General features: G+C 71.0%; 9 protein-coding genes. 7 read left to right on the top strand and 2 right to left on the bottom strand.

Translation table 11 applies throughout. The annotated features are described in order from the left end of the window. The first annotated feature begins 714 nt into the window (after positions 1-714). A complete protein-coding gene (locus AN215_RS25360) occupies positions 715-2,328 on the top strand; it encodes a M4 family metallopeptidase (RefSeq protein ID WP_070010837.1) in 1,614 nt (537 codons plus the stop codon). Between the two features lie 161 nt (positions 2,329-2,489). On the opposite strand, the gene glgP is transcribed toward AN215_RS25360, so the two are convergent. Then, a complete protein-coding gene (gene glgP, locus AN215_RS25355) occupies positions 2,490-5,177 on the bottom strand; it encodes an alpha-glucan family phosphorylase (RefSeq protein WP_070010838.1) in 2,688 nt (895 codons plus the stop codon). A 591-nt stretch (positions 5,178-5,768) separates the two neighbouring features. Here glgP and AN215_RS25350 point away from each other — a divergent pair. The 6 genes from AN215_RS25350 to glgB all read left to right on the top strand — a co-directional run bounded on the left by AN215_RS25350 (position 5,769) and on the right by glgB (position 17,062). Further along, complete coding sequence (locus tag AN215_RS25350; RefSeq protein WP_070010839.1) at positions 5,769-7,094, top strand: cytochrome P450; 1,326 nt, start codon at positions 5,769-5,771, stop codon at positions 7,092-7,094. Further along, on the top strand, positions 7,091-8,347 hold the full coding sequence (locus AN215_RS25345; RefSeq protein ID WP_070010840.1) for a cytochrome P450 family protein: 1,257 nt from the start codon (positions 7,091-7,093) through the stop codon (positions 8,345-8,347). Before AN215_RS25350 ends, AN215_RS25345 begins: the two co-directional genes overlap by 4 nt. Positions 8,348-8,516: 169 nt before the next feature. After that, the gene (locus AN215_RS25340) at positions 8,517-10,607 is read left to right on the top strand and encodes an alpha-1,4-glucan--maltose-1-phosphate maltosyltransferase (protein ID WP_070010841.1); all 2,091 of its coding nucleotides are present in this window, start codon (positions 8,517-8,519) and stop codon (positions 10,605-10,607) included. After that, positions 10,604-12,316, top strand: coding sequence for a maltose alpha-D-glucosyltransferase (treS, locus tag AN215_RS25335; RefSeq protein WP_070010842.1), 1,713 nt, complete (start codon positions 10,604-10,606; stop codon positions 12,314-12,316). The genes AN215_RS25340 and treS overlap by 4 nt, the downstream gene beginning before the upstream one ends. Before the next feature lie 426 nt (positions 12,317-12,742). Continuing rightward, a complete protein-coding gene (locus AN215_RS25330; RefSeq protein WP_079123404.1) occupies positions 12,743-14,293 on the top strand; it encodes a maltokinase N-terminal cap-like domain-containing protein in 1,551 nt (516 codons plus the stop codon). A 480-nt stretch (positions 14,294-14,773) separates the two neighbouring features. Continuing rightward, complete coding sequence (gene glgB, locus AN215_RS25325) at positions 14,774-17,062, top strand: 1,4-alpha-glucan branching protein GlgB (RefSeq protein ID WP_070031280.1); 2,289 nt, start codon at positions 14,774-14,776, stop codon at positions 17,060-17,062. A gap of 139 nt (positions 17,063-17,201) precedes the next feature. On the opposite strand, the gene AN215_RS25320 is transcribed toward glgB, so the two are convergent. Beyond that, the gene (locus AN215_RS25320) at positions 17,202-18,641 is read right to left on the bottom strand and encodes a cation:dicarboxylate symporter family transporter (RefSeq protein ID WP_070010844.1); all 1,440 of its coding nucleotides are present in this window, start codon (positions 18,639-18,641) and stop codon (positions 17,202-17,204) included. Between the last annotated feature and the right edge of the window lie 147 nt (positions 18,642-18,788).

The following is an 18,788-nucleotide window of genomic DNA, read 5'->3' as shown; positions in this document are numbered from 1 at the left end:
CGGTGGAACGGTGGACTGGATGTTCCGTGCACGGCGGACGAGACGTCCCGTAGAGGAAGCATCCCGGGCAGACCATCCGCGTGCGAGCACCGACTCGACCGGAAACGGCGGCTGAAGCCCGCGCGCTGCCCGCGGACCCGGCCGTCACCGACCCGCACGCGCCGCCGCCCTCCCCTCTCTTGCGGGCGAAGAGACCGTTCAGCGCGCGATGCTGACGGCGCTTCGGGCGCGTACTGCGACTGTGGTCACCCGCCGGCCTCGGCGGCGGAGATCGCGTACCCGGATGCCGGTGACCGGGCGAGGGCGGCTCGCGGAGGACCGCTTTCCCGCCAACTGATCGCTGACGCCGGAGGGTTGGCGGGCCCCGCACAGCGCCTGGAGCGACGGCCCGATGAAGCCCACCCGGCCACTCGCGCCCACCGGCCCACCCGCTCGCGACCTGCGGAAAGGCCCGGCTTCCCCCTGCCTCCGCCGGGGACACCCACGCAACGGCGTCCGTTATCCGGGGAATTGAAAGGCGGCAACGGACAAATTCTGGTCAAGCCGTGAGCACCGTGTGCCGGAAGCGGTGACAGTCGCGCGTACCCGACAGTAGTCTGACCAATGTTCGTGCTTTCGCACAGGAGCACGACAACTCGCATTCCTGTTCCACAGTTCTGCACGGGCGGCCGCAGACAGCAGCCGCCCGGCCCCCACGGCAGAAGGAGCCACCGAGTGAGATCGTTGAGCAAGAAGCAGCGGATATCCGCCCTCGCGGCCAGCGCCGCGCTCGTCGTCGCCGGCGTCACGGCAGGCACGGCCACCGCCGGTCCCGCGGACGAAGGGTCCACTGCGAAGGCGGGCGCTCAGGCCGCCCCCATGAGCGCGGCCCAGAAGACCCAGGCCATCAAGAAGGCCGACTCCGCCTCGGCCAAGGCCGCGGACGCCAAGGCCCTGGGCCTCGGCTCCAAGGAGAAGCTCCAGGTCAGGGACGTCATCAAGAACCAGGACGGTGCCACCCACGTCCGTTACGAGCGGACGTTCGACGGCATGCCGGTCCTCGGCGGCGACATGGTCGTGCACAAGTCCAAGTCGGGCGAGCACACCGGCGTCACCAAGTCCACGAAGGCCGACATCAAGGTCTCCACCAAGGGCGTCAGCAAGGCCGAGAAGCCGGCCACCCCGAAGGCGAAGGGCAGCAAGGCCCCGCGCCAGATCGTCTTCGCGCTGACCGGCAAGCCCGTACTGGCCTGGGAGACCGTCAAGGGCGGCACCCAGAAGTCCGGCGCGCCCAGCGAACTGCACGTCATCACCGACGCCAAGTCCGGCAAGAAGCTCTTCGAGTTCCAGGGCATCCACGAGGCCGACGGCACCGGCGCGAGCCAGTACAGCGGCGAGGTCAAGCTCTCCACGGACGGCGCGGACGGCAAGTTCACGCTGAGCGACAAGTCCCGTGGCGGCAGCAAGACCACGAACCTGGAGAACGGCGAGAGCGGTGACGGCAAGGACTTCACCGACGAGGACAACAAGTGGGGCACCGGCAAGCCGGACGACCCGCAGACCGCAGCCGTCGACGCGCACTACGGCGCCCAGCAGACCTGGGACTTCTTCAAGGAGGAGTTCAAGCGCGAAGGCATCGCGGGTGACGGCAAGGGTGCGCCCAGCCGCGTCCACTACGGCGACAACTACGTCAACGCCTTCTGGGACGACAGCTGCTTCTGCATGACCTACGGCGACGGCGAGGGCAACAAGAAGCCCCTCACCTCGCTCGACGTCGCGGCCCACGAGATGTCGCACGGTGTCACCTCGACGACCGCGAAGCTGGTGTACGCGGGTGAGTCCGGCGGTCTGAACGAGGCCACCTCGGACATCTTCGCCGCGGCCACGGAGTTCCACGCCCCGGAGAACAAGGAAGACGTCGCCGACTTCCACGTCGGTGAGGAGATCGACATCAACGGCGACGGCACTCCGCTGCGCTACATGGACAAGCCGAGCAAGGACGGCAACTCGCTCGACGAGTGGAGCGACAAGGCCGGCGACGTCGACGTGCACTACTCGTCCGGCATCGCCAACCACTGGTTCTTCCTCATGTCCATGGGCAGTGGCAAGTCCGAGAAGAACGGTGTCGAGTACGACTCGCCGACCTCCGACGGCTCGACCATCGAGGGCATCGGGATCACCAAGGCCCAGCAGATCTGGTTCAAGGCACTGACCGAGAACATGACCGCCAACACGGACTACAAGGCAGCCCGTGAGGCGACGGTGAAGGCTTCGAACGACCTCTTCGGCGCCGACAGCGCCGAGACCAAGGCGGTCGAGGCAGCCTGGACGGCCGTCGCGGTCAAGTGATCAAGTCCGGCTTTGCCGGCGGAGATCGCAGTCGGCTTGCCGGCGGAGATCGCAGGCGGCTTGCCGGCGGAGATCGCAGTCGGCCAGCCGGAGGGCACAGCTGAAAGGACGGGGCGGGCACCGTGCGCAGTTCGCGCGCGGTACCCGCCCCGTCGCCTTGTTCAGACGCCGCCGGCCTCGCCGTCCCCGTTCCCGTTCTCCTCCCCGTCCCCGTCCGGGGGTGCGGCCGCCAGGCCCATTTCGGCGCCCGAGGCGAGCAGCCGGTGCGCGGGCAGCACACGCACCGTGTATCCGAAGGGGCCGGTACGGCCGGGCGTGACGGTCCCCTCATAGGTCCAGCGCCCGTCGAGGTCCGGGCCTCCGCTTCCGCCCGCCGAAGTGACGGGCTTGAGCGGCACCTTCACCGCGTCGCCGCCGGCGATGCGGCCCGTACCGGCGTCGACCCGTCCGGCGACGGCCTGCACCTCGACGTCCTCCGGGGACAGCCTTCCCAGGGCGACCCGCGCCCGCAGGGTCAGGCACGAGCCGAGACCGAGATCCAGGGCGCCGTCGGGCCCCTGTCGGCGGTCCGGGTGCTGCTCGTGGTCATGCCCCCGCTCCTGACCGGGGCCGGCGTGCTCGACGCGGCCGACGGCGACCGACGGCCACTCGGCCCGCACCCGTGCCTTCCACGCGGCCAGTTCTCGCGCGCTGACCGCGTCCAGCTCGCGGTGGGCGCGGGCAGCGGGTCCGTACAGCCGCTCGACGTACTCGCGCACCATCCGCTCCGCCTGGACCTTCGGGCCGAGCCGGGTGAGCGTACGGCGCACCATCTCCACCCAGCGGGCCGGTACGCCGCCCTTGCCGGGCCCGCCGCGCGGCCCTTCCCCCTCGCCCCGGTCGTAGAAGCACGGCGCGACGTGATCCTCGATCAGGCCGTAGAGCGCGGCGGCCTCGACGGTGTCCCGGCGGTCGGCGTCCTCGGCGGCCGCACCGTCCACGCTGGGCACCGCCCAGCCGAAGTCCGCCTCGAACCACTCGTCCCACCAGCCGTCCCGTACCGAGAGGTTGAGGCAGCCGTTGAGCGCGGCCTTCATGCCGCTGGTGCCGCACGCCTCCAGTGGACGCAGCGGGTTGTTGAGCCACACGTCGCATCCGGCGTAGAGCGCCTGCGCCATGTGCATCCCGTAGTCGGGGAGGAAGACGATGCGGTGCCGTACGCGCGGATCGTCGGCGAAGCGCACCAGTTCCTGGATCAGCTCCTTGCCGCCGTGGTCCGCCGGATGCGCCTTGCCCGCCACCACGATCTGCACGGGTTGCTCCGGGTGCAGCAGCAGCCGGGTGAGCCGCTCCGGGTCGCGCAGCATCAGCGTGAGCCGCTTGTACGACGGGACCCGGCGGGCGAACCCGATCGTCAGCACGTCCGGGTCGAACACGCCGTCGGTCCAGCCGAGTTCGGCGTCCGCGGCTCCGCGTTCGCGCCAGGACGCGCGCACCCGCGCCCGCACGTCGCGCACGAGCTGTTCGCGCAGGGTGCGGCGCAGCGCCCACAGCCGCTCGTCCGGCAGCCCGGCGGCGTCGGCGGGCATGCCGGGCGAGCGCCAGGTGGGGGCGTGCACTCCGTTGGTGACGGAGGTGATGGGCACCTCCGCCGGGTCGAAGCCCGGCCACAGTCCGGCGAACATGGTGCGGCTGACCTCGCCGTGCAGGGTGCTCACGCCGTTGGCGCGCTGCGCGAGCCGAAGGCCCATGACCGCCATGTTGAACAGCCCGGAGTCGCCTCCGGAGTAGCTCTCCGCTCCGAGGCGCAGCACCTCCTCGGCGGCGACGCCCTCCAGTTCGCCCTGCTCACCGAAGTGGTCGGCGACGAGGGCGGCGTCGAAGCGGTCGATGCCGGCGGGGACGGGCGTGTGTGTCGTGAAGAGGTTTCCCGCGCGTACGGTCTCCAGGGCCGCGCCGAACTCCAGCCCCTGCTCCCCCAGTTCGCGGATGCGCTCCAGGCCGAGGAAGCCGGCGTGGCCCTCGTTGGTGTGGAAGACCTCCGGTGCGGGGTGGCCGGTGCGCCGGCAGTACGCGCGCACCGCGCGCACGCCGCCGATGCCGAGCAGCATCTCCTGGAGCAGCCGGTGCTCGCCCCCGCCGCCGTAGAGCCGGTCGGTGACGTCGCGTTCGGACGGCTCGTTCGCCCCGGTGTCCGAGTCGAGCAGCAGCAGCGGTACGCGTCCCACCCGCGCCTGCCACACGTGTGCGTGCAGCGACCGGCCGCCGGGCAGCCGCAGCGTGATGCGTACCGGCAGGCCGTCCTCCTCGCGCAGCAGCCGCAGCGGCAGCTCCGCCGGGTCCAGCACGGGGTAGTGCTCCTGCTGCCTGCCGTCGGCGCTCAGGCTCTGCCGGAAGTAGCCCTGCCGGTAGAGCAGACCGACGCCGATCAGCGGGACACCCAGATCGGCGGCGGCCTTGAGATGGTCGCCGGCGAGGATGCCGAGCCCGCCGGAGTACTGCGGCAGCGCCCCGGTGAGTCCGAACTCGGGGGAGAAGTACGCCACGGCGCGCGGGAGATCACCGGAGGCGGCCTCCTGCTGGTACCAGCGCGGTTCGCTCAGCGCGTCGTGCAGATCGCCGGAGGCGACGGCGAGCCTCCGCAGAAAGGGTCTGTCCGAGGCGAGCTGCGCGAGCCTCGACGGCGGCAGGGCGCACAGCGTGCGCAGCGGGTCGCCGCCCGCGAGCCGCCAGGCGTCCGGGTCCAGTTCGCGGAAGAACCGGCGGGTCGGGGGATGCCAGGACCAGCGCAGGTTGTGCGCCAGTTCGCTCAGCGGGCGGAGAGGTTCGGGAAGTACGGGATGGACGGAGATACGACGAATGGCCTTCACACCCCGACCGTAACGGGGCATACGCGTGCATAGCGGCAATGATCCACTTGAGGTGGTATGTCCACCCTGACGGTGTGCCGCCAGGCGCCGTCCAGGTGCCGCGGACGCACGGGCCGGACCGCCTCCCCGACGGGTGTCCGCCGCACCTCAACACCCGGACCGCGAGGGCGATTCGGCTTCGCAGCCGTCACATCCGTCACACCCGTGAGGCAATTCCGCTCGTCACAGGCCCGTGCCGGAATGCTCAGCTCCACCCTCTCGACCACGCTCGGCCTGTGCTCCTAAGCTTCGTGACCTCAGTACAGGGGGCACGACTTCTGCACGTTCCACCTGCGTCTCTCCACACGGCGGGCGCGGGTCGTGGACACAGAGCACGGAGGTGAGCGGAGAGCAACGGCGCGGGCCGCGGTGCGCGGCCCTGGGCACGCTCGCTCCCCGTCGGGGTGAAGTGTGACGGCGCAGTCGAGCGGTGGGTTCCTGACCAGCTCCCGGATACCGCCTGCGCCGCTGGAACCGCGTCCCGGTCCGGCCGCGCGTTCCGGTTCCCTCGTACTCAATCGGTCGCGATCGACCACACGGAAGGTTTTCATCGTGACGGCGTATCAACACGCCCACCAGGAGGATCAAGCGTACGAGTGGGGCGAGTGGGGGGCCGCGGCGCCGCCGCCCGAGTGCCCGGCACACGCCGCGGGGAACGTCGTACCGCTCAGCGGCCCCCGCTTCCACACCGACCCCGCAGGCCACTACCGCGAGATGCGGGCGGAACACGGCCCCGTCGTGCCGGTGCTGCTGCCAGGCGACGTGCCGGCGTGGCTGGTGATCGGCTATCAGGAGATGTACCAGGTCACCACCGACTCACGGCTCTTCCCGCGCGACTCCGGACTGTGGAACCAGTGGGAGACGCTGCCTGAGGACTGGCCGCTGCGGCCCATGATCGGCGAGCGGCAGCCGTCCATCTACTACACGGTCGGCGCGGAGCACCGCAGGCACCTGGAGATGGTGCAGTCCGCGATGGAGAACATCAGCCCGCTCGAACTGCGCAAGCACTGCGAGGAGTTGGCCGACCAGCTGCTCGACACCTTCTGCGCGCGCGGCGAGGCGGACATCATCGCCGAGTACGCCAAGCCGCTGCCCGTCCTCGTGCTCGCCAGGCTCCTGGGCTTCCCCGACTCCGACGGCCCGGGTCTCATCAAGGCGATGAGCGACCTCGCCGACGGCGGCGCCGAAGCCCTGGAAGGGTTCCAGCACTTCGGCGCCAAGATCCACGAGCTGGTGGCGAACAAGCGCGCGTCCGCGGGCGCCGACCTCACGTCGTGGATGCTCGCGTACCCCGAGCCCTTCACCGATGAGGAGTACGCGCTGGACCTGATGGCCATCACGGCCGCGGGACATCTGCCGACCGCCGACTGGATCGGCAACTCCATACGCCTGATGCTCACCGACGACCGCTTCGCGGCGTCCCTCACCGGAAACCGGCGCAGCATCCCCGAAGCGATGAACGAGGTGCTCTGGGAGGACACGCCCACCCAGATCCTCGCGGGACGCTGGGCCGCCTCGGACACCTGGCTAGGCGGGCAGCGCATCCGCTCGGGCGACATGCTGCTGCTCGGCCTCGCCGGCGCCAACGCGGACCCGAAGGTGCACGTCACGACGGCGGGCGCCGACACCGGGCTGCGCGGAGGCAACAGCGCCCATTTCGCCTTCAGCCACGGCGAGTTCCAGTGCCCCTTCCAGGCGCAGGAGATCGCGGAGACGATCGCCCGCATCGGGATCGAGATCCTCCTCGACCGGCTGCCCGAGATCGACCTGGCGATACCGGCCGGCGCTCTGGCGCGGCGGCCGTCCGCGTTCCTGCGCGGGATGACCGCGCTGCCCGTCCACTTCGCCCCCACGCCCCCCATCGAAGGCACATCATGAGCCTCCCCGCCTCCAGCTCCCCCTCCGCCGCGCACGACGGGTGTCCCATCGTCATCGACCCGATGGTGCGCGACCTCGACGGGGAGACCCGCCGGCTCCGGGACGCCGGCACCCTCACCCGCATCGAACTGCTCGGTGTGCCGGCGTGGTCGATCACCCGTCACGCGGAGGCCAGACGGCTGCTGACGGACCAGCGGCTGGTGAAGGACATCGACCGGTGGACGTTGTGGCGTACGGGCGAGGTCACGCGCGAGTGGCCGCTGATCGGCATGATCGACGCGGGGCGTTCGATGTTCACGGTGGACGGCGCCGAGCACCGGCGGCTGCGCACCAAGACCGCGCAGGCCATCACTCCCCGCCGCCTGGAGAACCTGCGCCCGGTGATCGAGAGCATCACGCACCGGCTGCTGGACGATCTGGAGGCGCAGGGCGCGCACGGCCCCGTCGACCTCAAGTCGGTCTTCGCGCTGCCGCTGCCGATGTCGGTGATCAGTGTGCTGATGGGCGTGGACCCGGCACTCCATCCGCGGCTGCACACGCTCTACAAGGCCTTCTTCTCGATGCTGACGCCGCAGGACGAGCGTCTCGCGGTGATCGACGAGCTCGACGGCATCTTCACCGACATGGTCAGGGCCCGTACCGCCGAGCCGCGGGACGACCTGACCAGTGCGCTGATCCTCGCGGACGAGGGCGGCGAACCCCTCACCGAGGAGGAGGTCGTCGGCAATCTGAAGGCGATGGTCGCCGCGGGCCACGAGACGACGATCGGCCTGATCCTCAACGCCGTACGGGCGCTGCTCACGCACCCCGGGCAGCTGCGCGCGGTACTCGCAGGCGAGGTGGGCTGGGACGCGGTGGTCGAGGAGACCCTGCGCTGGGACACGCCGACGACGCATCTGCTCATGCGGTTCGCCACGGAGGACATCGAGGTCGACGGCGGCGTCATACGCGAGGGCGACGGCGTCGTCATCTCCTATCGCGCGATCGGCTGGGACACGGGGCAACACGGGCCGGACGCCGACGAGTTCAACATCGCCCGGCCCTCGCCCAACCGGCACATGACCTTCGGTCACGGCCCGCACATCTGCCCGGGTGCGGCGCTGTCGCGGCTGGAGGCGGGCATCGCGCTGCCGGCGCTCTTCGCCCGTTTCCCAGGCATCCGGTTCGCGGTCCCCGTCGAGGAGATCGTCAACCAGCCGGTGCTCACCCAGAACGACCTTCAGTCCTTCCCCGTGCATCTGCACGGCCATTGAAGGGGGGCCAGCCGGACGGTTGAAGGGGCGCCCGCCCGACGGGCGGGGGCCGGGCGGGTGAACGCGCGCTGCCCCCATGCACGCGGCACCGAGGCACCAGGTGAAGCAGATAGAACAGGCGGAAGATCACAAACCGTCCGCCTGTTCCACTCCGCACCAAGGTGAAGCAATGATCGGTCGCATTCCCGTCCTCGACGTCCGGCCCCTCGTCGACTGCGGTCGCCACCCCGCAAAGGCCGTACCGGGCGAGACGTTCCAGGTCTCGGCCACCGTCTTCCGTGAGGGCCACGAAGCTCTCGGCGCCAACGTCGTGCTCCGCGACGCGACCGGCCGCCGCGGCCCCTGGACCCCCATGCGCGAACTGGCACCCGGTACCGACCGCTGGGGAGCGGACATCACCCCGGACAGCGAGGGGAGATGGACGTACTCGATCGAGGCGTGGAGCGACCCGGTCACCACCTGGCGGCGCCAGGCGAAGCTGAAGATCCCGGCCGGCACCGACACCGAAGTGGTGCTGGAGGAGGGCGCGGTGCTGCACGAACGGGCCGCCGCCGGCGTACCCAGAAGCGAGGGCCGGGACGGCGTGCTGGCCGTGGCCGACGCGCTGCGCAGCCGGAGCCGCGGCGTCGCCGCACGTCTGGCGGCGGCGCTGACGCCGCAGGTGACGGCCGTGCTGGACCGCTACCCGCTGCGCGAACTGGTCACCTCGACGCGTCCCCTGCCGCTCCAAGTGGAGCGCGAACGCGCCCAGTTCGGATCGTGGTACGAGCTGTTCCCGCGCTCCGAGGGCGCGGTCCTCGGCTCGGAGAACGGCGGGAGCACCGTCCCCGGTACGTTCCGGACCGCGGCGGAGCGGCTGGAGGCCGTCGCCGCCATGGGCTTCGACGTCGTCTACCTGCCGCCCGTGCATCCCATCGGGGACGCCTTCCGCAAGGGCCCCAACAACGCGCTCTCCGCCGGTCCGCACGATGTCGGCTCACCGTGGGCCGTCGGTTCAGCGGCCGGCGGGCATGACGCCGTGCACCCCGACCTGGGAACGGTCGAGGACTTCGAGTACTTCGTGGAACGCGCCCGGTCGCTGGGCATGGAGATCGCCCTGGACTTCGCGCTGCAGTGCTCACCGGACCACCCCTGGATCAAGGAGCATCCCGAGTGGTTCCGGCACCGGCCGGACGGCACGATCGCCCACGCCGAGAACCCGCCGAAGAAGTACCAGGACATCGTGCCGCTCGCCTTCGACACCGACCCGTCGGCGTACGCGTCGCTCGTACGCGAGACGCTGCGGCTGCTGCGGCTGTGGATGGCGCGGGGCGTGCGCATCTTCCGCGTCGACAACCCGCACACCAAGCCGGTGGGCTTCTGGGAGAAGGTCATCGGCGACATCAACCGCTCCGATCCCGATGTCGTCTTCCTGGCCGAGGCGTTCACCAGGCCGGCGATGATGCACACGCTCGCCAAGGCCGGCTTCCAGCAGTCCTACACCTACTTCACGTGGCGCAACACGAAGCAGGAGCTGACGGAGTATCTGACGGAGCTGTCCGGCGAGGCCGCCGCTTACATGCGTCCCAACTTCTTCGTCAACACCCCGGACATCCTGCACGCGAGCCTTCAGGAGGGCGGACGTCCCGTCTTCGAGACCCGGGCCGTGCTCGCCGCGACGCTCTCACCGTCGTGGGGCATGTACGCGGGTTACGAGCTGTGCGAGGCGAAGGCCGTCCGGCCGGGCAGCGAGGAGTACCTGGACTCCGAGAAGTACCAGCTGCGTCCGCGTGACTGGGCGGGCGCCGAGGAGTCGGGCCGGACGATCTCACCGCTGATCGGACAGCTCAACCGGCTGCGCCGGAACCGTCCCGCGCTGCGCGGGCTCCGCTCGCTCACCTTCCACCACTGCGACAACCAGCAGGTCATCGCCTTCTCCAAGCACTCCGCACAGCCGGCGCGGCAGCCGGGGCGCACAGAGCAGCAGGACATCCCGGAGAGCGACACCGTCATCGTCGTGGTCAGCCTCGACCCGAACCGCGCGCAGGAGGCGACGGTGACCCTGAGCGAGGACGACCTGCGCCGATTCGGCCTCACCGCCGCCCAGGCCGGCGGTCGGGAGACCTTCCCGGTACGCGACGAGCTGACCGGGCGGACGTACGACTGGAGCACGAAGAACTACGTGCGTCTGGCGTCAGGAGGTGACTCCCCCGCCGCCGCGCACATCCTCACCCTGCGGCCCGACGACGACCCCACCGACCCGAAGGGCACCCACCCATGACCGTGAACCAACCCGTACACGACACGTTCGAGGACACGCCCGCCGGGGACCGCGACCCGGAGTGGTTCAAACGGGCGGTCTTCTACGAAGTGCTGGTCCGCTCCTTCCACGACAGCAACGGCGACGGCATCGGAGACCTGAAGGGGCTCACCGCGAAGCTCGACTATCTGCAGTGGCTGGGCGTCGACTGCCTGTGGCTGCCGCCCTTCTTCAAGTCGCCGCTGCGCGACGGGGGTTACGACGTCTCCGACTACACCTCCGTGCTGCCGGAGTTCGGCGACCTGGCGGACTTCGTGGAGTTCACGGACTCGGCGCACCAGCGCGGCATGCGCGTCATCATCGACATGGTCATGAACCACACCAGCGACCAGCACCCGTGGTTCCAGGAGTCACGCCACAACCCCGACGGGCCCTACGGCGACTACTACGTCTGGGACGACGAGGACACCCGGTACGCCGACGCGCGGATCATCTTCGTCGACACCGAGGCGTCCAACTGGACGTTCGACCCGGTGCGCAAGCAGTACTTCTTCCACCGCTTCTTCTCCCACCAGCCTGACCTCAACTACGAGAACCCGGCCGTGCAGGAGGAGATGATCGCGGCACTCCGCTTCTGGCTGGACCTCGGCGTCGACGGCTTCCGGCTGGACGCGGTGCCCTACCTGTACGCGGAGGAGGGCACCAACTGCGAGAACCTGCCCCGCTCGCACGGCTTCCTCAAGCGCGTACGCGCCGAGATCGACGCCCACTACCCCGACACGGTGCTGCTGGCCGAGGCGAACCAGTGGCCGGAGGACGTCGTCGACTATTTCGGCGACTACGAAAAAGGCGGCGACGAGTGTCACATGGCCTTCCACTTCCCGGTCATGCCGCGCATCTTCATGGCCGTACGCCGTGAATCGCGCTACCCCGTCTCGGAGATCCTCGCCAAGACCCCGCAGATCCCGTCCGGCTGCCAGTGGGGCATCTTCCTGCGCAACCACGACGAGCTGACGCTGGAGATGGTCACGGACGAAGAGCGCGACTACATGTACGCGGAGTACGCCAAGGACCCGCGCATGCGCGCCAACATCGGCATCCGCCGCCGCCTGGCCACGCTGCTGGACAACGACCGCGACCAGATCGAGCTGTTCACGGCCCTGCTGCTGTCGCTCCCCGGCTCGCCGATCCTCTACTACGGCGACGAGATCGGCATGGGCGACAACATCTGGCTCGGCGACCGGGACGCTGTCCGTACGCCGATGCAGTGGACCCCGGACCGCAACGCCGGATTCTCCTCCTGCGACCCGGGGCGGCTGTTCCTTCCCACGGTCATGGACCCGGTGCACGGCTACCAGGTCACCAATGTGGAGGCGGCGATGAGTTCGCCGAGTTCACTTCTGCACTGGACCCGGCGGATGGTGGAGATCCGCAAGCAGAACCCGGCTTTCGGGCTGGGCACGTACACCGAACTGTCCTCGTCCAACCCGGCGGTGCTCGCCTTCCTGCGCGAGGTACGGATGCCGGACGGCGGTGACGACCTGGTGATGTGCGTGAACAACTTCTCCCGCTTCCCGCAGCCGACCGAACTCGACCTGCAGTTCCTGCGCGGGCGCGTGCCGGTGGAGCTGATCGGCGGCGTGCGCTTCCCGCCGATCGGTGAACTCCCGTATCTGCTGACGCTGGGCGGCCACGGCTTCTACTGGTTCCGCATGCGCAGGCAGCCCTGACGGGCCGTTGAGACCACGTCCGGCGGGGGTGCGCTTCGAGCGCACCCCCGTTGGCGCCCGCGCCACACCCGTCGGCAGCAGTCGGCACCGGCGTGATGTTGCAGAACGACCCGCAGCCGGCGGGTCAACTCGTTCGCGAACGCATGTCCACGGCGAGCCGTAACGGCGCGGGAGCAGCCCCGCACGTGAGCCGTCGCCGGCCGGTCCGGGAGCCGCCGCAGGGGGCACGCCCTCCGACGGGGGAAGGGCCGGGATTGGAGCCCGGCGTCCGGCCGGGCGGGCCACCAGGGCTCGGCCGGCCCTGGGAAGGGCGCCTGGCCGGCGGGTGAAGATCGCCGACACGGCCCGCACAGCCGGACACAGAACACCACATTCAGCCACAATCTGCGTGCTTTCCGTGTACCCGGGGAAAGGACGCCGGACGTCATGTCGCAAAGTTCCTTGTCCCGCACAGCTCTTCGGACGGACACCGTCCCCGTCGGCGCGGACCTGCTCCGCTCCCTCGCCGGGCCGCTCGCCGAATGGCTGCCCCGGCAGCGCTGGTTCGCCGGCAAGGGCCGCCCGGTCAGCGGATTCGACCTCGTCACCGCGACAGGGCTGCTGCCATGCGACGACTCTGGTCGAGCGCCCGGGATGATTCATCTGCTGCTGCGGGCACGGCAGCCCTCGACCGCCGGGGATCCGGGCCGGGAGCCTGCGCGGGAGTCCGCCGACTGCTATCAACTGCTGCTGGGGGTACGGGGCGCCTCGTCCCCCCTGCCGCCGGAACTCGCCGCCGCACTGATCGGACGCCCCGCCGCGGGGCCGCTCCGAGGGCGCCTCGTCTACGACGCACTGCACGACCCGCTGCTCGCGGGGCACCTGCTGGAGCGGCTCGGCTCACCCGGACGGTTCGGGCCGCTGCGCTTCCGCCGCGAGCCGGACTCCGCGGTACCCAGAGGGCTTCCGTCCCGGCCCCTGGCCGCTGAGCAGTCCAACTCCTCAGTGGTCTACGGCAATCGGTACATCCTCAAGCTCTTCCGCCGGGTCGAGCCCGGCATCAATCCCGATCTGGAGCTTCCGCTCGCGCTCTCCCGGCACGGCTCGCTGCGGGTGCCCGCGCCGACGGCGTGGTTCGAGGCGGAGCCGGGGCCGGAGAGCGAAGGCGCGCTCCCGCTGACACTCGGCGTCCTGCAGCCGTTCCTGCCCGGCTGCCGCGACGGCTGGCAGCTCGCCCTGAACGCCCTCGCCGAACGGCGCGACTTCACCGCGGAGGCCCGCGCCCTCGGACGCGCCACCGCCGAAGTCCACACCGTCCTGGCCGGGGCGCTGCCCGCCTGCGTACTCGGGCGGGCCGAGCTGGAGGGCACTGCGGCGGCCATGACGGAGCGGCTGGAGGCCGCGGGGCGCGCGGTGCCGGGACTGCGCCCGTACCGGCCGGGGCTGCGGGAGGCCTTCCGTTCGCTCGCGGCACTGGGCCGCCTGGGCCACACCTGTCCGGCGCAGCGCGTACACGGTGATCTGCACCTGGGGCAGGTGCTGTACGGGCCCGACGGCCGGTGGTCGCTCATCGACTTCGAGGGGGAACCGGCGCGTCCGCTCGTTGAGCGGCGTGTGCCGCAGCCGGTCGTACGCGACATCGCGGGGATGCTGCGCTCGTTCGACTACGCCGCCTGTCAGCAGCGGGCAGCGGGGGCGGACTCCGCGACGGTTGCCGGGACCGGCGCCGGCTCGGGGGTCGGCACGGGCATGGGCTCGGGCTCGGGCTCGGGTGAGGCGTTCGCGCGGCGCTGGGCCGAGGCCAACCGGGACGCCTTCTGCGCAGGCTACGCCGACGTCTCCGGCTGCGACCCGCGCGAGGAGGCCACGCTGCTGCGCGCGTACGAGACCGACAAGACGGTCTACGAAGTGCTCTACGAGGCCCGGCACCGGCCCACCTGGCTGCACATCCCCATGTCCGCGATCCGCCGCCTGGCGACTGCGCCCGTGCACCGGTAGGCGGCGCCACCGTCCGCCTTCCGTTCCCGATGTGCCAGCCGTCGCCGACGTAATCAGGAGGTTCTGACCGTGACCGTCCCTCAGCCGCCCGATCCCACGGGGAGCGTTCAGCCGCACGTGCCTGCCACCTTCCTGCCCGGCCGGACGGACGGCCCGGCCGGAAGTGCCCGTTCGGGCTGGTCGCTCGCGGCGCTGACCGGGCCGTGGGCCAACCCCCCGGCCGGGCTCGCCGCACCCGGCCCGTACGCGCCGGGCAAGGGGCGGCGGCGGAAGGCGGCGCGGCTGCCGCAGCCGGCCCCGTGGCCAGGGCTCCCCTCGGAGCCCGTGGCGGCAGGGCGGCCGGTCGCGCCCCGCACCGGTAAGGACCCGGAGCCACGCACGGGCGGGCACACGGACGGGCGCCCGGTTCGACGCCCGGAGCCGGACCTCGTACCGGGCACAGAGCAGGGCACCGGACCGGGCACCGAGCCGGGGCCCGGGATTCCGCGTGCCGGGGCCGCGGCGGCCCTTCCCCCGGAGGACCGCAAGCGGCTGCTCGCGGGCGCCCACCACGACCCGCACGCACACCTCGGGGCCCGCATCACGCCCGGCGGCGCCGTGCGCTTCCGTGCGCTGCGCCCGTACGCGCGCTCCGTGACCGTCGTCGTCCAGGACGGCGAGGAAGAGTGGCGGGCCGGGCTGCTGGACGAAGGCGACGGTTTCTTCGCCGGCGAGGTGACGCCGCCCGGTGGCCCGCTCGCCGGGGACGGGGAGATCCCCGGGTACCGGTTGCTGGTCGGGTACGGGAGCGGGCCCGGCGAGGACGGCGACGGCTTCGTCGACCCGTACGGATTCCCGCCCGCCGTCGGCGAGTTGGACCTGCGGCTGTTCGGCGAAGGCAGACACGAGGTGCTGTGGCGGGCGCTGGGGGCCCGCACGATGACGCACGGGGGCGTGGCCGGGACGCGGTTCACCGTGTGGGCCCCCAACGCTCAAGGCGTGCGTGTCGCCGGGGACTTCAACAACTGGGACGGCACGGCCTTCCCGATGCGCCGGCTCGGCACGTCGGGGGTGTGGGAGCTGTTCCTGCCGGAGGTCGGGGACGGCGCGCTGTACAAGTTCGAAGTCGTACGGGACGACGGCTCCCGTGTGCTGCACGCCGACCCCATGGCCCGCGCGGCGGAGGTGCCGCCCGCCAACGCCTCGGTCGTCCACACCTCCACGTACAGATGGGGCGACGGCGACTGGCTCGACCGGCGCGCCGCGGGCAGTCCGCACGCGGCGCCGCTGTCCGTCTACGAGATCCATCTGCCCTCGTGGCGCCCCGGTCTGACGTACCGCGAACTCGCCGTCCAACTCACCGCGTACGTCAGGGACATGGGCTTCACACATGTCGAGCTGATGCCGTGCGCCGAGCATCCGTTCGGCGGCTCTTGGGGCTACCAGGTCACCGGTTTCTACGCGCCGACCGCGCGGCTCGGCGGCCCTGACGACTTCAAGTTCCTGGTCGACTCGCTGCACCGGGCGGGCATCGGCGTGCTCATGGACTGGGTGCCCGCGCACTTCCCGAGGGACGAGTGGGCGCTGGCGCGCTTCGACGGCTCCTCGCTGTACGAGCACCCGGACCCTTCGCGCGCCGAGCACCCCGACTGGGGGACGCTGGAGTTCGACTTCGGGCGTCGCGAGGTGCGCAACTTCCTCGTGTCCAGCGCCGTGCACTGGTGCGAGGAGTTCCACATCGACGGCCTCCGCGTGGACGCCGTCGCATCCATGCTCTACCTCGACTACTCGCGCGGGCCGGGCGAGTGGACGCCCAACTCCCGTGGCGGGCGCGAGAATCCGGACGCCGTGGCGCTGCTGCAGGAGATGAACGCCACGCTCCACCGCCGGTGCCCGGGCGTCATCACGGCGGCGGAGGAGTCGACGACCTGGGACGGGGTCACCCGGGCCACGGACCATGCCGGTGAGGGCGGCTTCGGCGGCCTCGGCTTCGACTTCAAGTGGAACATGGGCTGGATGCACGACTCGCTGGGATACGTGCAGCGGGAGCCCGCGGAACGCGCCTATGAGGGCGGGCAGTTGGCGCGTGCGATGACCTACGCCTACGCCGAGAACTTCATCCTGCCCGTCTCGCACGACGAGGTCGTGCACGGCAAGCGCCCGCTCGTCGGGAAGATGCCGGGCGAGGCGTGGCAGCAGCGGGCGAACCACCGGGCGTTCCTCGGCTTCATGTGGGCCCACCCCGGCAAGCAACTTCTCTTCATGGGCCAGGAGTTCGCCCAGGACAGCGAGTGGTCGGACGAACGCGGCCCCGACTGGCGGCTGCTCGGCTCCGCGGGCGCTGACGGCGCTGACGGCGGCGGGCACCGCGGCGTGCAGGACCTCGTGCGTGACCTCAACTCGCGTTACACGAGCACACCGGCACTGTGGCAGCTGGACACCGACCCGGCGGGCTTCTCCTGGGTGGAGGACGGCAGCAGCGGAGCGGCGGGAGCCGCCGGGGAGAGCGTCTTCGCCTTCCTGCGATTCGACGCCGCCGGGGATCCGCTGCTTGCGGTGAGCAACTTCTCGTCCAGGCAGGTGAGTTCGTACCGGCTCGGCGTGCCGACGGGCGGCGCGGGCGACGGGGACTGGCGCAAGGTGCTCGACACGGACGACGTGCGCTACGGCGGCAGCGGTACGGGCGGCGACGGGACGCTGAAGTCCGAGGCGCACCCCGCGCACGGGTATCCCGCGTCCGTGACACCGACGCTGCCGGCGCTGGCCACGCTCTGGTTCCGGCCCGCCTGACAGACGGCGAAGGGTGGCTGCCGCCGCCCCGCGCACGAGGGCCCGCCCGGCAGGGGACGCCGGGCGGGCCCGTTGTGCCCGGTGAGCCGGGCGGACGGCCGCGGCTCGGCGGCCGCAACGGCGGCCGCCCGGACCTCGTTCAGCCGCCGCTCTTCGAGGTGGAGACCGCTGCCTCCTGGCGGTCGTCGGAGCGCGAGGCGGGCACCTGGCCGTCGGCGCCGCCGTCGGCGGTGTCCGCGGCGTCGTCGTGATCACCGGCGTCCAGGAGCGTCGACTCGTCGAACGGCACATCGCCCGAGAGGACGCGCCTGACCCGTTCCCTGTCGATCTCCTTGGTCCAGGTGCCGACCAGCACCGTGGCCACGGAGTTGCCCGCGAAGTTCGTCAGGGCGCGGGCCTCGCTCATGAAGCGGTCGATGCCGACGATCAGCCCGACGCCGTCGACCAGTTCGGGACGGTGGGACTGGAGGCCGCCGGCGAGGGTGGCGAGCCCGGCGCCGGTGACGCCGGCCGCGCCCTTCGAGGCGACGAACATGAAGATCAGCAGGGAGATCTGCTGGCCGATCGTGAGCGGGTCCCCCATGGCCTCGGCGACGAAGATCGAAGCCATGGTCAGGTAGATCATCGTGCCGTCGAGGTTGAAGGAGTAGCCGGTCGGCACGGTGATGCCGACGACCGGCCTGCTGACGCCGAGGTGTTCCATCTTCGCGATGAGCCGCGGCAGGGCGGACTCCGAGGACGAAGTGGAGAGGATCAGCAGGAACTCGCGGGCCAGGTACCTGAACAGCGAGAGGATGTTGATCCCGGTGACAAGCTTCAGCAGCAGTCCGAGCACGCCGAAGATGAAGACGACACAGGTGACGTAGAAGCCGATCATGATGATCGCGAGGGACTTCAGAGCGTCGAGTCCGGTCTCTCCGACGACGGCGGCGATGGCACCGAAGGCACCGACGGGTGCCGCCCACATCACCATCGCGAGCACCCGGAAGACCAGCCGCTGCAGATGTCCGATGCCCCGCAGGATCGGCTCCCCGGAGGGGCCCATCGCCTGCAGCGCGAAGCCGACGAACAGCGCGATGAGCAGCGTCTGCAGCACCTCGCCCTCGGTGAACGCGGAGAACATCGACGTGGGGATGATGCCGAGCAGGAAGTCCACGGTGCTCTCGCTCGCGCCCTTGGCCTCGGCGGCGCCCGCGCTGCGCGCCTCGTCGGTCAGCTGCAGGCCGCTGCCCGGGTCGAGGACGTTCCCGACGACCAGGCCGATGGCCAGGGCGACCACGGACATCGCCAGGAAGTAGCCGAGCGCCAGACCGCCCACGGCGCCGACCTTGGCCGCCTTCCGCACCGAGCCGACGCCCAGCACGATCGTGACGAAGATGACCGGCGAGATCATCATGGTGATGAGGGCGACGAAGCCCTCACCCAGCGGCTTCAGCTCCTTGGCGGTGTCGGGCGCGATGAAGCCGAAGGCCACTCCGAGCACGACGGCGGCGATCACGGCCAGGTAGAGGTAGTGGGTGCGGTCCTGCCTCGTCCGCTTGGGCGCCGCCGCTGACGGCGGCGGTGTCTGCTGGGACACGTCGGGGCTCCTCGTTCCGGGTGTTTGCGGCTCTGGGGGGTGTCTCGCTCGGTTCCGTGGCCGGGGGCCGGCCGTGGTCCGAGTCCCGGCGACTATGCATGCCGGGGTGACGCCCGTCACGGTTGCGTGCATTACGTGCACGGAAAT

Origin of the sequence: Streptomyces abyssalis (assembly GCF_001751365.1) — a bacterium.
GTDB lineage: Bacteria > Actinomycetota > Actinomycetes > Streptomycetales > Streptomycetaceae > Streptomyces > Streptomyces abyssalis.
This window is presented reverse-complemented; position numbering and strand designations above follow the sequence as displayed.